Source organism: Streptomyces sp. NPDC091282, from assembly GCF_044757385.1.
GTDB lineage: Bacteria > Actinomycetota > Actinomycetes > Streptomycetales > Streptomycetaceae > Streptomyces > Streptomyces gramineus.
Window position 1 is genome coordinate 1 of record NZ_JBIVUX010000010.1, and the last position, 19,632, is coordinate 19,632.

The window sequence follows — 19,632 nt, forward strand, 5'->3', positions numbered from 1 at the left end:
TCGTGCCCCCCCGCGTAGCGCGGCCCGCAACCCCCCCGCCGGGGGGCACACAGCACCCCCCCCCCCCCCCCGCGGCCCCCCCGGGGCCCGGCCCCCCCCCCCCCGCCCCGGGGCGGGGGGGCCGCTCGCCTCGCAGTTCAGCGGCCGTCCGGGTAGCGCCCCCGCCCGTTGGGCAGTTCACCGGACGTCGATTCCTCCAGGAGCTCGGTGTACTTGCGCGAGAGTGCCTCGTAACGCTCGTCCGTGCCGCGCGCACCCCGTTTCCGCCGAGTCATGACATAAAGAGCGACAGGCCCGGTGATCATCGAGACGACCGGGATCAGGCCCCACCACGGCATGGGTGTTCCTCCGCTGAGTCTGGTTTCGAGGGCGCACGGCGGCCGCCCAGGCCCACAGTATGCCCTGGGTTCCGGTGCACCAACCTCGTTGCAGTCCGCACCCACTTGCTTTCTCATAAGTCATCTGGCGTTTCGCTTCAACCTCTGGACTCACGGCGAATTCGCTTCTAAGTTCCCGTCCCGGCAAAGCTTTTGTCCGCCGCCTGCGACCCGGGTGCGGACAAGTGCGTCCCTTTGCGACCCAGTTGGTGCATCAATCACCCCAATGATGTGAGAGGCTGTGGAAAAAACAAGCGTTATGCCAACCGACGGTATGTTTTCCGAGCAGCCCACCACCGAACCGGCGCCCGGCCGTCCGCGGTTTCTGGTGCTCGGTCTGCTGGCCATCACGGACGGCCGTGAGACGGTCGTACTGACACCCTCGCGGCCCGCCTCACTCCTCGCCGCTCTCCTGCTGCACCCCGGGTCCGTCGTCTCCACCGGCTTTCTCCAGCGCGTCGTCTGGGGGAGCAGTCCGCCCGCCGGCGGCAAGTCCGCGCTGCACACCTGCGTGCTGCGGCTGCGCCGGCTGTTCGCCAAGTACGGCGTGGCCGACCACGCCATCGAGGCCGTCCCCGGCGGATACCGGCTGCACGCCGACGCCGACACGCTCGACCTGCTGCACTTCCGCGACCTGCTCGCCCGCTCCTACGCCGAGGACGACCCCGAGGCCGCGCTCCGGCTGGCCCGGGCGGCCCTCGCCCTGTGGAAGGAGCCGCTCCTCGGCAACGTCCACTCCGACGAACTGCACCGCGACCAGGTACCGCGTCTCGCGGAGGAGCGGCTGCTCGCCGTGGAGCGGGTCTTCGACGGCGAACTGCGCCTGGGGCGGCACCGCGAGCTGATCGCCGAGGCCCGCGAGGCCGTCCGGGTCCATCCCGGGCACGAGGGGCTCTCCGCCCTGCTCATCGAGGCGATGTACCGCTCGGGGCGGCGTGGCGAGGCCCTCGCCGAGTACCGCAGGATCCACAGCCATCTGGCCGGGGAGCTGGGAGTCGAACCAGGCGCGGTGCTGCGCCGCCTGCAGCTCGCCGTGCTGCGCGGCGACCCGTCCGGCGGTCCCCCCGCGCTCCCCCCGGCGGGCACCCCGCCCGCGGCCGGCGGCCCACCGGCCCCCGACCACGCCGGGCCGTCCGGCACCGCGTCCGGAGCGCTCGTCCTGCGGTCGCTCGTCGACGCCGGACTGCTCCAGGAGGGCCCCGCCGACCGCTACCGCGTCCACGACCTGCTGCGCCTCTTCGTCAAAGCGGCCGGCACCCACCTGACGGCCCCCGCCCCGCACGACCCGACCGACCTGCGTCCGTCGGCCGTCGGCTGACCGCCCCGCTGCTTCCCGGAGGTTTCGAGACCCATGGCCCACACCCCCTCGTCCTACGAGGAGATCGCGCAGTCACGGCCGCGCATCCGCAGGGACGTGCTCTTCACCCGGACCCCGTCCGGCGTGCTGTTCCACAACGCTCACGGCGGGTTCAACGTCGTCACGCAGTCCGCCTACCGCTTCGCCGCGCTGATGGTCCCGCACCTCGACGGTGAGCGGCGGGTCGAGGAACTGTGCGCCGGCCTGGGGGACAAGCAGCGCGACATGGTGGTCCAACTCGTGCGCGCTCTCTACGCGCGTGGCTTCGCCCGGGACGCCGCGCCCCGGCCCGCGGCCGACGTGCTCGCGCCGCAGGTCGCCGAGCGGTTCGCCCACCAGCTCGACTATCTCGACCACTACGCGGACAACGCGACCGAAAGGTTTCTGCGCTTCCGTTCCAGCCCGGTCGCCGTCCTCGGCGACGACGCGCTCGCCCGCTGGGCCGCGCTCGGGCTGCTGCGCAACGGCTGCGCCGCGGTCGCCGTCACCGACCAGGGCGTGCCCGGCGTCCTCAGCCGCGAACTGCACGGCGTGGCGGGCCTGGCCGAGCTGGAGGCCGAGACCGCGTCGCTCACCGAGGCGGGCTGCGCTCCCGGTCTGACCCGCCTGGCCGAGCCCGCCGACGGCACCTACGGCTGGGACGCCCTCGACGGCTGGGACACCGTCCTGGTCACCGGCGCCACCGGGCACCGGCAGCTGCTCCGGCTGCTCGGCGAGGGCGTGCCCGCGGGCCGGCGGCTGCTGGGCGCCTGGACGTTCGGCGACCGGGCCGTCGTCGGCCCGGTGATGACCGCGGGCACCCCCGGCTGCTGGTGCTGCGCAGCCCTGCGGCTCGGAGCGGGTGCCGACGCAGCCGACAGCGCCGACCTGTGGGCTTCCGTCGGCCCCGGCGCGCCGCTGGGCACTCCCCCGCTTGTCCTCGCCGGACCGCTCGCCGGGATGCTCGGCAATCTGCTGGCCTTCGAGGTCTTCCGGCTCGTCACCGAGGCGCTGCCCGCCGAGACCCGCAACCAGGTCATCGTGCAGGACCTCGACTCCCTCGACGTGCTGTCCGAACCGCTGCTGCCGCACCCGCGCTGCCCGTACTGCTCGGCCGCCGACACCGGTGCCTCCGAGGCCGCCGGTCTCACCGGCGAGGTGCTGCGCGCGCCGCACGCGGACGACGAGCCCGGTGTCCTGCCGGTCGGCGGGGCCGCCGACGAGGACACCGCCCGTGCCGCCCTGTCCGCGCTGGAGGAGCGGGACGTCCTGGTCCGGGAGCGGGCCGGTGTCTTCACCGCGTACACGGACGACGAGTGGGAGCAGACACCGCTCAAGGTGAGCACGGTCCGCCTGGGCACCGCGCCCGGCCGGGTCCGCCGGATATCCGCCGCCGACGTCCACCATGTCGCGGGCGCCCGGCTCGGCGCGCTGTTCCGGGCCGCCGAGGTGTACGCCGAACACGTCGTGCCGCCCCGTGTGCTGGAGTCCGCCGCCCTGGAGGCCGCTGTCGGCAAGTGGGACCGGGTGCCGCCCGCCGCGCTGACCCTCTCCAGCGGCCTCGACGTGCCCGCCGAGCGGGTCGCCCACTGGAGCGAGGCGACCTCGCTGCTGGACGGGCGTACGGTCCTGGTGCCCACGGGTGCGGTGCGCACCCTGGGCGGCTGGAACGACTCCGGGCTCTTCGAGCGGACCTCGGCGGGCACCGGCGCCGCCGGCAGCCCGCGCGCCGCGCTCGTGCGCGCCCTGCGCACCGCCCTCGCCCACGACGCGCTGCGCGGCGCCGTCCGCCGTACCGCGCCGCTGCCGGTCGTGGATCCGGCGTCCCTCGCCGACGACCCCGAACTCCTCTTCCTGCTGCGCTCGGCGGAGAACCTGGGTGTGGCCGTGGAGGTCCTGGACCTGACCGCCGCGGGCGGCGGCCTGCTGCCCGTGGCCCTGGCCCGTCTCACCGACCCGGAGACCGGCGAGGTGCGCTGGGCGGCCGGCAGCGGGCTGCGCCACCACGCCGCCGTGCTGGAGGCGCTGCGGGACCTGCTCGGCGCCGAGCAGCTGCGCCGTGCCGCGGGTCCGGCCGACACCGGGGATGCGCTCTGGGCCGACCTGGACGCCGCCGCCCTCGTCGCCGACGGCACCGCGTCGGTCGTACGGGACCCGACCACCTGGTCCGCCGTCCTGGACGCGCTGGCGGCGGCGGGCCGGGACGCCTTCGTCGTCCCGGTGACCGCGCCCGACCTGGCCGCCGGTCACGTCCACGCCGTCCGTGTCCTGCTGACCGGCGAGGAGCACGGTGCCCACTGAGACCGTGGCGCCGCGGGCCCGGCCCGCGACCGCCGACCCGGCCGGGCCGTGGGAGGCGCTGTGCGCCGACCTCACCGCGGCGGTCACCGCCGTACACGCGCGGCGGCATCCGGGCGCGCCGTCGGCCGTCGTGACCCCGCTCGGCGTGCGTGACGAACTGGCCGCACCGGCACAGGAGTTCACCTCTGGCGCGGTGCCCGTCGGCCTGTACGGGCATCACGCCGTGGTGGGCCCGCGCGCCGCCGCCGACGGCCGGGGCTGCCCGCGGTGCCTGGCGCGCCGCTGGCAGGCGGTGCGCGCCGGGTTCCTGCGGGAGGCGCTGGAACTCGGCGGGGAGTCCGTCGCGACCGGGACCCCGCCGTGGCGGGTGGCCTTCGTGGCGGACGCCCTGGCCGCCCTCGTCGCGGCGGCCGCCGCCGTGCCCGCGGCGGGCCGTCACCCGTGGGTGTGGCTGCTGGACCTGGAGACCCTGCGCGTCTCCCGGTTCCCGCTGGTGCCCGACGGTGAGTGCCCCGCCTGCGGGACACCGCAGGACGACACCGCCGACGGCGCCCGTGTCGATCTGGACGCCACGCCCAAGCACGCCCGGGACGGCTTCCGTCAACGGCCGCCCGACGCCTACGGTTTGACGCTCACGGCGTTCGCCAACCCGGTCACCGGAGTCCTCGGCCCGTCCGTCGCACCCGATCTGACCTCGGCCTCCACGTCGTCGGCGATCGGCGCGTTCACCACCCGCTCCGGCAGCTACCTGCGGGAGTGCTACTGGGGCGGCCACACCGACGCGTACGGCACGAGTGTCGGCGTCGGACTGCTGGAGGGCCTGGAGCGGTTCGCCGGGATGCGCGCCCGGTCCAAGCGGACCACGGTCACCGCCTCGCTCGACGAACTCGCCGCACGGGGTGCCGAGGCGGTCGATCCGCGCACGACCGGTCTGTACTCCGAGGCCTTCCACGCCGCCGATCCGGATGTGCCGCGCTTCGCGCCGGACCGTGCGGTGGAGTGGGTGTGGGGCTGGTCGCTGCGCGACGCCCGGCCCGTCCTCGTCCCCGAGGTGGTGGCGTACTACCACGCGCCCGGTGGCATCGGACGGCGCTTCGTGCAGGAGAGCTCCAACGGCTGCGCCTCCGGCGGGAGTCTGACGGAGGCCGTCTACCACGGGCTGATGGAGACCGTCGAACGCGACGCCTTCCTGCTGGCCTGGTTCGGCCGGGCCCGGCTCCCGGAGATCGACCCGGCGAGCAGCACCCGGCCCGGGACCCGCGCCATGGTCGACCGGCTGGCGATGTACGGCTACCGTGCCCGGTTCTTCGACACCCGGATCACGTTCCCGGTGCCGGTGGTGACGGCGGTCGCCGAACGCGTCGACGGCGGAACGGGGTTGCTCTGCTTCGGTGCCGGCGCGTCCCTCGACCCGGAGGCCGCGCTCGCCTCCGGGCTCTGCGAGATCGCCACCGACTCCGTGAACCTGCCCCGCCGCACCACCCGCGAGGAGCGCAGACTGCGCCGGATGGCCGCCGACTTCCACCAGGTGCGGGTCCTGCACGACCACCCGCTGCTGTACGGGCTGCCCGAGATGGGCCCTTACACGGACTTCCTGCTGCGCGGCCGGGACGACGCGGAACGGGTGCCGCTCGCCTCGCTGGCCTCCGCGCCGGGCGCGCCACGCGCCTCGGACGACCTGCGCGACGACGTGGAGGCGTGCGTCGCCGCCGTGGCGGCGCACGGGTTCGACGTGGTGGTGGTCGACCAGACCGCGCCGGAGCAGCGGGCCCTCGGTCTGAGCACGGTCAAGGTCCTGGTGCCCGGCCTGCTGCCGATCGACTTCGGCTGGAGCCGCCAGCGCGCCCCGCACATGCCCCGCACCCGCACCGCACTGCGCGAGGCGGGACTGCGGGCGCACGACCTGGCCGACGACGACCTCAACCCGGCGCCGCATCCCTTCCCTTGACGATCCCCATCCCCACGCCGGCACCGCCTCCCGGGCCGCCGGCGCCCACCAAGACGAGCAGAAGAGGGAGTGACCATGGGGTACGCCCATGAGTACGCGACCGCGGTGATGCGGCGGGGCAGGATCCCCATGGAACCGGCCGACTTCGTCCCCGACTGGTCCGACCGCCCCCGCAAGGGCAAGTTCTTCCCGGGCGCGCCGTCCTTCCCGCTGCCCGACGGCGGCTGCGCGGACGAAGCCACCCTCGGCCGGGGCCTGTTCGGGCAGCCCGGTAACGGGGCGTTCACCCTGCCGCTGCTCGGCGCGATGCTGCGCGACTCCTACGGGCTGACCGGCCGCCGCCTCGCCGTCCAGGCCAACACCGACCTGGGGTCCCTGCCGTTCCACTCGCACGCCAACTGGTCGCGCGGCACCGCCTCGGGCGGCGGCCTCTACCCGGTCGGCGTCCACTGGATCAGCGGCGCGAGCGGTCCGCTCATGCCGGGCGTCTACTACTACGACACCCCCGGCCACCGGGTGACCCGGCTGCTGTCCGGCGACGTCACCGGCGAGGTACGGGCCGCGCTGGGCGACCTGCCGGAGGCCGCGGGCACCGACCAGTTCCTGGTGCTCGGCGTGACGTTCTGGCAGAACTCGTTCAAGTACAACAGCTTCTGCTACCACGCCGTCACCATGGACGTCGGGGCCCTCCTGCAGACCTGGCGGATGTGGGCCCGCGCGCACGGCCTGCACCTGGGCAGCGCCCTGTGGTTCGACGAGCCCCGGCTGGGCCGGCTGCTCGGCCTGGACGCCGAGGACGACGGTGTGTTCGCCGTCGTCCCGCTGCGCTGGGCAGGACCGGCCCCGGAGCGGGACGCGCCCGAGACGCCCGAGGTGCGGGTGCGCCGGGTGCCCGACGAGAAGTCCCGCCGGGTGCTGGCCTTCCCGACCCTGCGCCGTATCCACGAAGCAACCCTGGAGGGCGCCGCCGAACGGCCCGCGCCCGGCACCCTGGACACCGCACTGGCCGCGGCCGCCATCGACGGCGAGCACTGCCCGCTGCCCGAACCCGCCCCGCTGGACACGTCCGTACGCCGCGCGCTGCGCCAACGCCGCAGCAGCTTCGGCCGGTTCAGCGCCGTCGCCCCGCTGGAGCCCGACCGGCTGTCGGTCGCGCTGCGCGCCGCGGTCGCCGCGGGCACCCTCGACACCGACACCGAGACGCCCGGCGCCGCCCCGCTGACCCGGCTGTACGTCTTCGTCAACCACGTGCGCGACGTGCCCGCCGGTCTCTACGAGTACGACCGGGACACCGGGGACCTGGTGCTGATGAAGGCCGGCGACCACGCCGGTTTCCTCCAGGACAACTACTTCCTCGCCAACTACAACCTGGAGCAGGCCGCCGCCGTCCTGGTGCCGGTGGCCCGGACCCACGCGGTGCTGGACGCCGTCGGCGACCGCGGCTACCGCCTGGTCAACGCGGCCGTCGGCGCGACCGCCCAGGCCGTCTACACCGCCGTCTCCGCGGCCGGCACCGCCTGCGGTGTGGCCCTCGGCTTCGACAGCGTCTCCTACGAGGAGGAACTCGGTCTCGCGGACCGCGGCGAGATCCCGCTGCTGATCATGATGATCGGCCACGAACGGCCGCGCCCCGCCGACTACCGCTACGACATCGTCGCCCCGTGACCCGCGTGCCGCCGCCCGCACCGGACCGCCGGACGACGATCCGACGGTCCCGGGCACGGCGGCACACCCCACCCGAAAGGAGGAGGGCGTGAGCCCGACCGCCACCACCCCGGCCCACGACACTCCCGCCCCGGCCGCGGAACGCGCGGCCCTGCACAGCCGTTTCATGCTGCGCGTCGCGGGTCTTCCGGCCGACACCGTCCTCGCCCTGCGCGCTCCCGAGGCGGCGGACTGGGCCGTCCGCACCGCCGCCGAGGAGGACATGCTCACCGCGCTCGGCGCCCGCCTCAGCGACCCGCTCGCCGACGCGGTCGGCGCCACCGAGGACGCCGCGCCGCGCCGCCGCCTGCTCGCGCTGCGCCGGCAGGTCTTCAACAACCGGCTGCCCGGTGACCCGGACGCGGCACGCGCCCTCGCCGCCGGACTCGCCCCCGCCGTCGCGGCCGACCTGACGGCCTGGCTGGACGCCCGGGTCCGCTGGGAGCGGCTGCGCGCCGAGGGCGGCCCCGTCCTCGCGGACGCGCTGGCCCGCACCCGCGCCGAGCTGCGCGGCCTGGCCCGCGACGACCGGCTGCGGCGGGGCCTGCTGCTGGCCTCACCGACCCTGGAGGAGCGGCTGGACGCCTTCGCCGCCGATCCGGCGCCGGTACCCGGCAAGCGGGCCCGGAAGATGGAACGCTCGCTGCTGTCCTACGTGTACCGCACCGCGTGCAAGACCAGCCCGTTCAGCACCCTCACCGGCGTGGCCCTCGGCGGCTTCGAGAGCGCGGGCCAGGCAGGCACGGAGACCGGTACGCCGGTCGGCGCCGACTGGCGGGGGCACCCGAGGCTGAACGTCGTCGTCCTGACCCGGCTCGCCGAACTCGTCGCCGCCGACCCGGAGCGCCGCGCCGACCTGCCGGTGACCCTCGCCTCCGGCTGGAAACTGGACGAGGACCGCGTCCGCTACGTGCAGCGGGCCGTCAGCGCCGGGGACGACAGCGCCACGGTCAGCTTCGACGCCGCGCAGGACCGGCTCTTCTTCCTCCGCAGGCAGGGCACCCTCGACGGCATGCTCGCGCTGCTGCGCGGCCACGCGGGCACCCTGCGCCACGGCGACCTGGCCGACTGGCTGACCGCCACCACCGGCGCCGGACCGGAGGAGGCCGAGCACTACCTGACCGCCCTGCGCGACCTCGGCATGCTCCAACTGCCCAGCCTGGAAACCGGCGTGCACAGCGGCGACCCGCTGCGCGCCCTCCAGCGTGCGCTGCACGCGCTGGACCGCCCATGGGCCGACGCGCTCGCCACCCGCCTCGACAGCCCCGGCGGCGTCGTCGACCGCTACCCGGCCGCGGACCTGGACACCCGCCGCACCCTCCTCGCCGAGCTGCGCGCCGACCTGACGGCGCTCCAGAGCGAACTGGGCGCCGAACGGCCCACGCTGCCGCAGACCCTGCTCTACGAGGACGTCTCCGCCGGCACCACCACCGCCGACCTCGCCGAGTGGACCGCGCTGGCCGGCCCGCTGCGTTCGATCGGCCGCGTCCTGCCCGCCTTCGACGTGGCCCTGCCGCAGCGGCTCACCCTCAAGGGCTTCTTCCTGGCCCGCCACGGCCGTGGCGGACGCTGCGACGACCTGCTGCGCCTGGTCCACGACTTCCACGAGGACATCTTCCGGCAGTACCTGCAATTCACCGCCACCAAGGACGACTTCCTCCCGGACGGCAGCCACGCCCCGGAGGAGAACTGGCTCGGTCTGCCGGAGATCACCGCTCTGGACCGGGCCAGGGCCGCGCTCACCGCCCGGATGCGCACCGGCTGGGCCGGACTCCCCACGGCGGCCGAGGAGTTCGTCCTCGACGACGCCACCGTCGACGCGGTCGCCGGGGCCCTCGGCGGCGCAGCGCCCGCCTTCCAGCCGTACAGTCATTTCCTTCAACCGGGCCGACGGGAGGGCGAGTTGCGGGCCGTCCTCAACGACTCCTTCGGCGGCCTGTGCTTCCCCTTCACCCGCTTCACCCACTGCTTCGACGGCGCGGACGGCCCCGGTCTGACCGCCGCGCTGCGCGCGGAGCTGCGGCGGCTGTGCCCGCCCGGCGCGGTCTTCGCCGAGATCACCGCCGGTGCGGCCACCACCAACCTCAACCTGCACGGCGCGCTGACCGACTACGAGATCGTCTGCCCCGGCGAGAACAGCACGGCGCCCGAGGAGTCCCGGCTGCACCTGGACGACCTGTACGCCGTGCACGACGCCGACAGCGACCGGGTGATCCTGCGCTCGGACCGTTTGGACCGCGAGGTGGTCCCGCTCTACCTCGGCTACCTCGTCCCCATGGTGCTGCCCGAGGTCCCGCGCACTCTGCTGCTGTTCTCCCCCACCGCCCGTTCCGTGCTGGACGTGTGGCGCGGGGTGCCGGCCGGTCCCGCCGAGGACGGTGTCACCCGGCGGCCCCGGGTCCGCCACCACTCGCTCGTCCTCCAGCGGCGCTCCTGGACGGCCGCCGACGGCAGCCTGCCGCAGCGCGCGCCAGGAATGGCGGACAGCGACTGGTACCTCGCCTGGCACCGCTGGCGCACCCGGCACGGCCTGCCCGGCCGGGTCTTCGTGACCGTCCACGAGGAGGCCGCGGACGGGGAGGAGAGCGGCGGCGCCTGGTTCGGCGGCTCCAAGCCCCAGTACGTCGACTTCGACAGCCCTCTGTCGCTCGTCGCCCTCGAAGGGCTCCTCGCGGGCCGGCGTGCCCGGTGCGTCTTCGAGGAGATGGTGCCCGGCGAGGACGAGCTGTACGTCACCTCCCCGCACGGCCGGCACGTCGCCGAACTCGCCGTCGAGATGCTGCCCGGCCCGGCCGGCCCGTCCGAAGAGGAACCGACCCGATGACCGCACCCCATCCCTCCCCCGCCTCCGCGACGACCGCCCCCGGCACGGCCGCCGACGGAGCAGCGGGCGACGCCCCCGGCGAGTGGCTGGCCGTCCACGTCTTCTACGCGGCCAGCCCCCGCCCGCTGCTGCTGACCTGCGTGCGGCCGCTGGTGGATGCCCTGACCGAAGAGGGCCTGCTCGACGGGTACTTCTTCATCAACTACTGGCTGGAGGGCCCGCACCTGCGGCTGCGGCTCAAGCCGCGGCGGGCCGCGGACGCCGGGCCGGTGCGCGAGCGCACGACCGCCGCGCTGGAGGCGTTCCTGCGTGGGCGCCCGGCCCTGTACGAGGTCAAGGCCGGCTTCCTCGCCGACCTCTACGAGACCCTCTTCACCCTGGAGTACAGCGAGGAGCAGCGCGCCGAATTCCTCGGCGAGGACGGCCGGATGAAGCTGCGGCCCAACAACTCCTTCGAGGAGCGCCCCTACGAGCCCGAGTACGGCAAGTACGGCGGCCCCGCCGGCATCGAGCTGGCCGAATGGCACTTCCAGCACTCCAGCGACCTGGTCATCGAGGCCGCCCGCACGATGAACCTGCATCTGAGGACCGTGCTGCTCGGGCTGTCCGCCCAGCTGATGATGGTCATGTCCGGCACCTTCCTCGCCGACGACGAGGCGCTGCTTCGCTTCCTGGACAGCTACCACACCTTCTGGAACAGGGCGTTCAGCGGCACGACGTTCACCGCCGACCAGGGCTACGACCGGGCCTACGACGCGATGGGCGGCCGGCTGCCCGAGCGGTTCCGGCATATCCGCGAGGCGGTGGCCGCAGGCGAACTGCAGCGGCTTCCGGTGTTCCTGCGCGGCTGGGCCACGCACTGCGCCGAACTCCGCGACCGCGCCGTGGAACTGGCACGTGCCGGTGAACTCACCTTCCGTTCCTGGGACGGCACCCGGGACATCCACGCCACCGACCCCGCGCACGCGCTGCCCATGCTGCTCTCGCCGTATCTGCACATGACCAACAACCGGCTGAGCATGACCATCCGCGACGAGGCGTTCCTCTCCTACGTCCTCGGCCGCGCCCTGCGCGACGGATCCCCGGACGGCGCGGAGTGAGCGCCGACGTCTTCCTCGCGGCCCGGCCACGCGTCCGCCCGGACATCGTGGCCGGACCGAGCCTGGTGCGCGGGGCGGCCCGCATCCACCTGCTGAAGGATCCGCGGACCGGACAGCGCATGGAGGTCGGCCCCAAGGAGCACTTCCTCATCACCCGCCTGGACGGCACCCGCACGCTGGAGGAGATCGGACGGGAGTACACCGGCGCGTTCGGCACCCGCCTCGGCGAGGCGCAGTGGGGTCAGATGCTGCGACTCCTGCACGGCCGCGGCCTCCTCGACGGCGCCCCCGCGCCCACCGCGCCGCCCGCCGTCGTACCACCGGCCGCCCGGCCGAACGGGCTGCTGGCCGGAAGGACCCGGCTGGTCGCCGACGCCCCGGCGCTGATGGACCGGCTGCACCGCGCCACCGCGCCCCTGCGGCGGCCCGCCCTACTGAGCGTGCTCGTCGTGCTGGCCGTCGCGCTGGTCACGGCCGTCGCCGTGCAGGGGGACACCCTGTGGCGGCAGACCGAACAGACCGCCCGGCAGCCCGTGTTGCTCCTCGCCGTCGGCTGCGTGCTGTGGTGCAGCCTCGCCCTGCACGAACTGGCCCACGGCCTGGCCGCGCGCGCCTGGAACGGCCGGGTCACCGAGATCGGGCTGCGCTGGATCCTCGGCGCCACCTACCTCTACTGCGAGATCGAGGACGTCCAGTTCCTGGGCGGCCGCGGCCGCAAGGTGGCCACCGCCTGTGCCGGCGTCCTCGCCAACGTCCTCTTCCTGGTGCCGTTCTACCCGCTGTGGGCGCTGCTGCCGTCCGGCGCCGACGGACGGCCCGCGCTCGGCGCGCTGCTGCTCCTCGGCACGGTCTCCGGCCTCGCCAACCTGCTGCCGCTGGCGCCCCTGGACGGCTACAAGGCGCTGGGGCACGCGCTCGGGGTCACCGATCTCGCGGGCGGCAGCCGCACGTTCCTGGCGCTCGCCCTGCGGGCGCCGCTGCGCCGCGCCCCGGGCCTCGGCGCGTATCCCCCGCGGCTGCGTCTGGTGTACGGGGGCTTCGCGCTGCTCACGGCGGTGCAGTGCGCGGCGCTGCTCGCGCTGTGCGGGGCGGCGCTGCGCACCGTCCTGCCCGACAGCCTGGCGGCGCTCGCCTGGTGGCTGCCGCCCGCGGTGCTGGGCGCCCTCCTGCTGCTGTGGGCGCTCGGCACGCTCGGCCGCACCCTCCGCGCCCCGGCCACCTCGGAGGCGCCACCGGCACCGGCGGCAGCCTCCGGCGGGCGACGGCCCCGCCCCGTCGCCGTACCCATCGCACGTGTGCCGGGGCGGACCGCCCTGGCACGGGCGGACACCGAGGGCGCCGTCGGCGTCCCCGTGCCGTCACCGCACCCAAGGAAAGACGAGATGAGCGGACCCGACACGCAACCCGAGGCGGTCCCCGGCGGCACGGAGACCGAGACGGTCGTCGTCCTGGACGGCGTCACCAAGCGCTACGGGGAGGTGACGGCCCTCGACGGCGTCTCCCTCTCCGTGCGGCACGGCGAGTTCTTCGGCATCCTCGGCCCCAACGGCGCGGGCAAGACCACCCTCGTGGAGATCGTCGAGGGGATGCGCGAGGCCGACTCCGGTTCCGTCACCGTCCTCGGCCAGAGCCCCTGGCCGCGCGACACCGCGCTGCTGGCCCGGATCGGCGTGCAGACCCAGGCGTCGGCGTTCTTCGCCCGGCTCACCGCCGCCGAGCACCTGCGCACCGTCGCCGCGCTGTACGGCATGGACCCGGCGGTGGCGCGCACCGCACTGGAGCGCGTCGGCCTCACCGAAAAGGAGAACGCCCGGATCGACCACCTCTCGGGAGGCCAGCGGCAGCGGCTCGCCGTCGCCACCGCGCTGCTCAACGAACCGGAGATGATCTTCCTCGACGAGCCGACCGCCGCCCTCGACCCGGAGGCGAGGCGCGAACTGTGGGACCTGTTGCGGTCGTTGCGTTCCGAGGGCCGCACCATCATCTGCACCACCCACTACCTCGACGAGGCCGAGGCGCTGTGCGACCGGGTGGCGATCATCGCGGAGGGCCGGCTCGTGGCGCTCGACTCGCCCCGCAACCTCATCCGCTCCCTCGCCGCGCCCGCTCGGCTGCTGCTGCCGGCCGCGGACCTCTCGGCCAAGGAGGCCCTGGCGCTGGACGGCGTCGACCGGGCCGCCGTCGAGGGCGACGAACTCGTCATCGAGACCACCGCCGCCAACCGTGTCCTCACCGCACTCGGTGACCTCGTGGACATCTCCGACGTCACGGTGCGCACCGCCACCCTCGAGGACGCCTACCTGAAGCTGACCGGAACCGGATCGGAGCACCACCGTTGAGCGCGTACGCCGCACTGACCAGGGCCACCTACGTCGCGAGCGTGCGCGACAGGACGACCCTCTTCTTCACCTTCGCCTTCCCGCTCGCCTTCCTGGTCCTGTTCGGCCTCATCTTCCGTGGCCAGCAGGTCGACGGCGGCCTGTCCTCCATCAACTACATCGGTCCGGGCGTGCTGTCGTGGGGCGTCGGCAACGCCGCGGTGTTCTCCGTCGCCTTCGCGCTCATGCAGTGGCGCCGGGACGACGTGCTGCGCCTCATCTGGCGCTCCCCGACCCCGCTGCGCACCCTTCTCGCCTCCCGCTGGACGGTGGCGCTGGGCGTGGCCCTCGTGCAGGCCGTGCTGTTCACCGCCGTCGCGCTGCTGCCGTTCTTCGGGCTGCGGCTGAACGGGCCCTGGTGGGCTGCGCTGCCGCTGCTGGTGCTGGGTGTCACCGCGTTCCTCGCCATGGGTCTGGTGGTCGGCAGTGTCGCCGACACCCCGGAGGCGGTCGCCGCCATCGCCAACATCGTGATGGTGCCGATGGCGTTCCTGTCCGGTTCGTTCTTCCCCGACGACCTGATGCCGGGCTGGCTGCGCACGGTCGCCAAGGTGCTGCCGCTGCACTATCTCAACGACGGTCTGACCGATGCCATGGGCGGACGCGGCGACCTCGGCGACATCGGCGTCGACTGCGCGGGACTCGCCGTCTTCGCCGTGGTCTTCGGGCTGATCGCCACCCGGATCTTCCGCTGGAGCAACCGGCCATGACCACCGTCACCGCCCCCGCGGCGGCCCTCTCCCCGCTGGAGGCCGCCCGCGCGGACCTCCAGGCCCGGCTGGCGGCCCGTGCCGGTGCCGCGGGCCTGCCCGCTCCGGCCGTGTCCCGGATCGGCGACGCCAACGTGCTCGGCGAGCCTGGTGTGCCGGCCGACACCGACGTGCCCGACGTGCCCGACGTCCTCGGCGCGAGTTCCGGCCGGTCCGCGCCCGCGCCCGCCGCGGTGGTGCACCTCACCGCTCAGGCCGTGCTGCTCGGCCCCTGGGGCGGCAGCCCGGACGCCGGGCCGGCCTGCGGCACCTGCCTGGCCATGCGCCGGCAGCGGCTGCGCACCCGGACCGAGCGCGAGGCACTGGAGACGGGCTCCGCGACCACCGCCGCCGGGCGGTGGCCCGTCCTGCCCGACCACACGGTCGACGCCGTCTGGTCCCTGCACCGGCTCATCGTCTCCGGCGCCGCCCGGCACACCCCGCAGGGCCCCGACGCCGCCCTCCCCCGGGTCACCGAACTCGACCTGGAGAGCCTGCGGGTACGGACCTTCCCTCTGGTGCCCGAGCCGATGTGCCCGCACTGCCGCCCGCTCACCGAACAGGCCGAGCGACAGGCCGCGCGGGACGCGGAGCTGGGCCCGCTCACCGCCCGTCCGAAGCCGCACCCGGACGCCTACCGGCTGCGCCGCCCCGCCGACTACGCGCTGCCCGTGAAGGGCCTCGCCAACCCGGTGTGCGGGGTGCTCGGCGGCGGCACCTGGATCGACGTCACGTCTCCGACCACCGCACCTGTCGCCGGCAGCGTCTTCATGCGCGGCTACGCCGGACTCACCGACGTCACCTGGAGCGGCCAGGCCAACTCCTTCACCCGCAGCCGCGACCTGGCCTTCCTGGAGGGCCTGGAACGCTACGCGGGCACCCACCGCCGGCACCGCGCCCCCATGGTCACGGCGTCCCTCGACGAACTCGGCGACCGCGCTCTGGACCCGCGCACCTGCGGCCTGTACGCGCCGCGCACCTACGCCGAGGATCCGATGGTCGAGCCGTTCGACCCGGCCCGGCCGATGCCGTGGGTCACGGGATGGTCCCTGCGCGACGAACGGCCGCTGCTCGTCCCGGCCCGGCTCGTCTACTACAGCGCCGGAACCCGTGCGGACAATTTCGTCTTCGAATGCTCCAACGGCTGTGCCACGGGCGGCTCGGCGGAGGAGGCCATCCTCTTCGGCCTGCTGGAACTCGTCGAGCGGGACGCCTTCCTGCTCGGCTGGTACGGCGGTCTGCCGCTGCCGGAGATCGACCTGGACTCGGTGCGCGGTCCCCAGGTGCGGGCCATGGTGGCACGGGCCGCGCTCCAGGGCTACGACGTCCACGTCTTCGACAACCGGGTCGACCTGCCGCTGCCGGTCGTCACCGGCCTCGCCGTCCGCCGTGACGACGGGCCCGGCACCCTGGCGTTCGCCGCAGGGGCGTCCTTCGATCCGGAGACGGCGGTGGAGTCCGCGATCTCGGAGATCCTCACCTACATCCCGCACCTGCCCCGGCAGGTCGCCGAACGGCCCGCCGAACTCGCCGCCATGGCGCAGGACTTCGACCTGGTCAAGCATCTGCCCGACCACGCGGCCCTGTTCGGACTGCCCGCCATGCGCCGTCACGCACACGGCTACCTGGCCCCACCACAAGTGGCCTCCCTGGCCGACCTGTTCGCCGGATGGCAGGAACAGCGGCCGCGCACCGGCGACCTCCGTGACGACCTGACGCTCCTGCGCGACCTGCTGGTCTCGGCCGGGTGCGATGTCGTCGCCGTCGACCAGACCACGCCCGAGCAGCGCCGCATGGGGCTGCGCACGGTCGCCACGCTCGCTCCCGGGCTGCTGCCGATCGACTTCGGATGGCTGCGCCAGCGGGCGCCGCACATGCCGCGGCTGCGCACCGCACCACACCGCGCGGGCCTGGTGCCGGCGCCGCTCGGGGACGGAGACCTGCGGCTCGTGCCCCACCCGTTTCCCTGACGGCGACCGGCGACCGGCGACCGGCGTCCGCCGCGGGCGCCGGTCACGGGCGGCGGTGCCGGTGCGTGCCGCGCGCCGGGGCCCGTGCACGCCGAAGGTCCCCGGAGCGCGTACGCGCCGGGGACCTTCGCAGCCGGACGGAGAACGTCAGGCGGTGCAGGAGGTGGTGCTGGTGGTGCTGGAGCAGGTGCTCGTGGAGGAGCAGCTGGTGGAGGAGCCGAGCATGACCTCGCTGGCGTCCGAGTAGTCCGTGATCTCGAAGGTCTCGGACTCGAGGTCCAGGATCTCCTGAGCGAGAGAGGCAAGGGTGTTGTCAGCCATGACGACTCCTTCTGGTACGCGGGACCTGTCGTCGGACGGAACGGGACGGCCCCGCCCGATGGTGCGCCGAACGCCCCCTGGAACGCGGGGCCTTGCTGCACCTCCCCTTTCTACGCGCGTCCGCCGTCACCACCCTCACCGTCCGCTGTCACCCCGCTGACATCCACCCCAGGAGACCCGCACATGACCCCCGAGAGCCGAAGCCCCGAAGCCGGCCCACGCCCTGAACGCCCCGCCCCTGCCCCCGCTCTCCCGGGTCTCGCCGAACTGCTGACGCCCACCGCGGAGCTGTACCTCGACCTGCACCGGCATCCCGAACTCTCCGGAGCCGAGCGCCGTACAGCGGGCCGCTTCGCCGACTGGCTGACCGCGGACGGCTTCCGCGTCCTGCGTGACGTGGGCGGTCACGGAGTCGCCGCCGAACTCCGCAACGGCGACGGTCCCGCCGTACTCCTGCGCGCCGAACTCGACGCCCTGCCCGTCGCCGAGGACACCGGCATGCCCTACGCCAGCACCGTCACCGCACCCGGCCCCGACGGTGACACGGTCCCGGTCATGCACGCGTGCGGGCACGACGCCCACCTCGCGTGCGTGGCGGCGGCGGCCCGCTGGCTCGCCGCCCGGCGCGACCTCTGGCACGGCACGCTCCTCGTCGTCGGACAGCCCGCCGAGGAGACGCTCAGCGGTGCGCGGGCCATGCTGGAGGACGGCCTGTACGAGCGGATCACCCCGCCCGACGACGTCCTCGCCCAGCACACCGCGCCCTTCCCGGCCGGCATGGTGGCGCACGCCGAGGGGCCCGTGCTGGCCGGCAGCGTCACGCTGAAGGTGGTCCTGGAGGGCGACGGCGGCCATGCCGCCACCCCGCACCTCACCGCCGACCCGCTGCTCGCCGCCGCCGGTGTCGTGACGCGCCTCGCCGCCCTCGCGGCCCGCGAAGCCGATCCCGCGGAACGACTCGTCGTCACGGCGTCCTCGCTGCGCACGGGGACCGCGGGGCACACCGGGAACGTCATCGCGGCCCGCGCCGAACTGCACGTCACCGCAAGGGCGTTCACCGAGGCCGCCCTGGACCGGGCCGTAGCGGCCGTGGAGCGCGTGGTCCACGCGGAGGCATCAGCGGCGGCCCTGCCGCCCCGAGCCACCGTCACCACGGTCACGCGCTCCGGTGTCACCCTCCCCGACCCGGAACTCGGCGCCGCCGTCCGCGACGCCCACCGGGCGCACTTCGGTGCCGGCCGGGTCACCGGCTGGCCGGGCTCCACCGCGACCGAGGACTTCCCGCTCCTGACCGGCGCCGGCGCCGACCTCCACGGACATCCTGACATCCGCGGCACGTACTGGATGCTCGGCTCGACCGGCCCCGCCCAGTGGTCCGCGGCCCCCGGCGCCAACGCCGCCGAAAAACTCCGCACCCTCCCCGCCAACCACTCCCCCCGCTACCTCCCGAGCGTCCGCCTCACACTCCAATCCGGCACGACCGCCCTCGTGACGGCGGCCCTGGCCCGACTCGGACGGGGTCCGGTGCCCTCCTAGGGCAAGGCTTCGGCGAGGTTGCGCACTGTCCGGTTAACGCGGATTTGCCAGATTATGGGACGGTTTCAAGATTGTCACCGGGAGCGGGCCGCATCGCGCGCCCCAATGATGAGAGTCTGCACCTCCATGACCACATCACGGAGGCGTCCCGGCTGTACGCCTTCGCGTGCCATCCACTCATCGAGGCGGGGATGGAGGTAACTGACCGCCCACGGCCCGGGGCGCCTCAGCAGTGAGCGGCTGACCGAGATCTCTTCCTGGATCTCCCGACGCAGCTCGTCTGTCCAGCCCTGCTCGCGATCAGCACTACTCAGCGGAGCTTTTAGGGCGACCACGGCCTTGCCGAGGGACTCTCGCAGATCCATGGGCTGTCCAATCTATGCATCCCGAACCGTGAGCTATCGCGCTTCTCAGTCCTAGCAGCACCGACGTTGGCGTACGGCGGCCAGGGAATCTTCGCTCTGCCGGTTGGACGGATGCCGGCGAGAGGGCAGGCACGGGCTTCCAAGATCATGGAGTTCTCTACGCCCCGTGGCCTGCCTGGAAGACCGTGCCTGCCGACGCATCATCGCTGATCCCATCCGCCCTTGACCAGCTCCGCGAGCGGCCCCAGGTTGTGCCGGGGGAGGTGCCGGGTCTGCTGGAACGGGTGGCCGAGGTGCCAGATCCTCGTGATCCGCGCGGGGTGCGGCACGCCTTGGCCGCGTGTGCGGTGTCGGCCGGGGCAACCTCACTGCTCGCGGTCGGCGAGTGGATCGTGGACGCACCACCACAGGTGCTGGAACGGCTCGGTGTGCAGCCCTGATCCGGTACTGCCGCACCTCCTGGTGCCAGCTGCTGGACGCCGTCCGACTTGGCCCCGAGGACGACGTGGCCGAGATCACCGCCCGCCAGGTCCACCGGGTAGTCGAGGACCTGATCGCCGGCGGACGCCGGCGCGAGGGCGATCGGGACATCCTCATCGTCTTCGACGCTGGCTACGACGCGGGGGGGCCCCCCCCGCCCCCGGGCGCCGCGCGGGCGGGGCCGGGGGGGGGGGGGCGCGCCGAGGGGGGGCGGGGGGGGGGGCGGGGCGGCGCGGGGCGCCC

The 19,632-nt window shown here is 74.3% G+C and carries 13 protein-coding genes and 1 pseudogene; 11 read left to right on the forward strand and 3 right to left on the reverse strand.

The window, feature by feature from the left end; all coding sequences use genetic code 11:
• Nucleotides 1–137: 137 nt before the first annotated feature.
• On the reverse strand, nucleotides 138–338 hold the full coding sequence (locus tag ACIQOE_RS35190) for a hypothetical protein (protein WP_363015851.1): 201 nt from the start codon (nucleotides 336–338) through the stop codon (nucleotides 138–140).
• 313 nt (nucleotides 339–651) lie between these two features.
• Here ACIQOE_RS35190 and ACIQOE_RS35195 point away from each other — a divergent pair, with 313 nt between their 5' ends.
• The 9 genes from ACIQOE_RS35195 (at nucleotide 652) to ACIQOE_RS35235 (ending at nucleotide 16,687) form a co-directional block, all read left to right on the forward strand.
• On the forward strand, nucleotides 652–1,695 hold the full coding sequence (locus ACIQOE_RS35195; protein WP_365572995.1) for an AfsR/SARP family transcriptional regulator: 1,044 nt from the start codon (nucleotides 652–654) through the stop codon (nucleotides 1,693–1,695).
• 33 nt (nucleotides 1,696–1,728) lie between these two features.
• A complete protein-coding gene (locus ACIQOE_RS35200) occupies nucleotides 1,729–4,014 on the forward strand; it encodes a TOMM precursor leader peptide-binding protein (protein ID WP_401415870.1) in 2,286 nt (761 codons plus the stop codon).
• Nucleotides 4,004–5,962, forward strand: a complete 1,959-nt coding sequence (locus tag ACIQOE_RS35205) for a TOMM precursor leader peptide-binding protein (RefSeq protein ID WP_401415872.1) — start codon at nucleotides 4,004–4,006, stop codon at nucleotides 5,960–5,962. Before ACIQOE_RS35200 ends, ACIQOE_RS35205 begins: the two co-directional genes overlap by 11 nt.
• 75 nt (nucleotides 5,963–6,037) lie before the next feature.
• Nucleotides 6,038–7,627 carry a nitroreductase family protein gene (locus ACIQOE_RS35210; protein ID WP_401415874.1) on the forward strand — a complete coding sequence of 530 codons (1,590 nt, stop codon included), beginning with the start codon at nucleotides 6,038–6,040 and terminating at the stop codon, nucleotides 7,625–7,627.
• A gap of 88 nt (nucleotides 7,628–7,715) precedes the next feature.
• Nucleotides 7,716–10,490 carry a lantibiotic dehydratase gene (locus tag ACIQOE_RS35215; RefSeq protein WP_401415877.1) on the forward strand — a complete coding sequence of 925 codons (2,775 nt, stop codon included), beginning with the start codon at nucleotides 7,716–7,718 and terminating at the stop codon, nucleotides 10,488–10,490.
• Nucleotides 10,487–11,590, forward strand: coding sequence for a lantibiotic dehydratase C-terminal domain-containing protein (locus ACIQOE_RS35220; RefSeq protein WP_401415879.1), 1,104 nt, complete (start codon nucleotides 10,487–10,489; stop codon nucleotides 11,588–11,590). The genes ACIQOE_RS35215 and ACIQOE_RS35220 overlap by 4 nt, the downstream gene beginning before the upstream one ends.
• Nucleotides 11,587–13,929, forward strand: coding sequence for an ATP-binding cassette domain-containing protein (locus tag ACIQOE_RS35225; protein ID WP_401415882.1), 2,343 nt, complete (start codon nucleotides 11,587–11,589; stop codon nucleotides 13,927–13,929). Before ACIQOE_RS35220 ends, ACIQOE_RS35225 begins: the two co-directional genes overlap by 4 nt.
• Nucleotides 13,926–14,678: an ABC transporter permease gene (locus tag ACIQOE_RS35230; RefSeq protein ID WP_351327852.1), complete on the forward strand. Its 753-nt coding sequence runs from the start codon at nucleotides 13,926–13,928 to the stop codon at nucleotides 14,676–14,678. Before ACIQOE_RS35225 ends, ACIQOE_RS35230 begins: the two co-directional genes overlap by 4 nt.
• Nucleotides 14,675–16,687 (forward strand): TOMM precursor leader peptide-binding protein, encoded by a 2,013-nt coding sequence (locus ACIQOE_RS35235; protein ID WP_401415884.1) that lies wholly within the window; start codon nucleotides 14,675–14,677, stop codon nucleotides 16,685–16,687. Before ACIQOE_RS35230 ends, ACIQOE_RS35235 begins: the two co-directional genes overlap by 4 nt.
• A gap of 147 nt (nucleotides 16,688–16,834) precedes the next feature.
• Here ACIQOE_RS35235 and ACIQOE_RS35240 read toward each other — a convergent pair whose 3' ends face one another.
• Nucleotides 16,835–17,008, reverse strand: a complete 174-nt coding sequence (locus tag ACIQOE_RS35240; protein ID WP_031179489.1) for a thiazolylpeptide-type bacteriocin — start codon at nucleotides 17,006–17,008, stop codon at nucleotides 16,835–16,837.
• A 183-nt stretch (nucleotides 17,009–17,191) separates the two neighbouring features.
• Here ACIQOE_RS35240 and ACIQOE_RS35245 point away from each other — a divergent pair, with 183 nt between their 5' ends.
• Nucleotides 17,192–18,544 (forward strand): amidohydrolase, encoded by a 1,353-nt coding sequence (locus tag ACIQOE_RS35245; protein WP_401415887.1) that lies wholly within the window; start codon nucleotides 17,192–17,194, stop codon nucleotides 18,542–18,544.
• Between the two features lie 74 nt (nucleotides 18,545–18,618).
• On the opposite strand, the gene ACIQOE_RS35250 is transcribed toward ACIQOE_RS35245, so the two are convergent.
• A complete protein-coding gene (locus tag ACIQOE_RS35250) occupies nucleotides 18,619–18,909 on the reverse strand; it encodes a hypothetical protein (RefSeq protein ID WP_401415889.1) in 291 nt (96 codons plus the stop codon).
• Nucleotides 18,910–19,294: 385 nt separating this feature from the next.
• On the opposite strand from ACIQOE_RS35250, the pseudogene ACIQOE_RS35255 reads away from it, so the two are divergent.
• Nucleotides 19,295–19,531: pseudogene (locus ACIQOE_RS35255) on the forward strand (transposase); the annotation flags it as partial.
• Nucleotides 19,532–19,632: the final 101 nt, after the last annotated feature.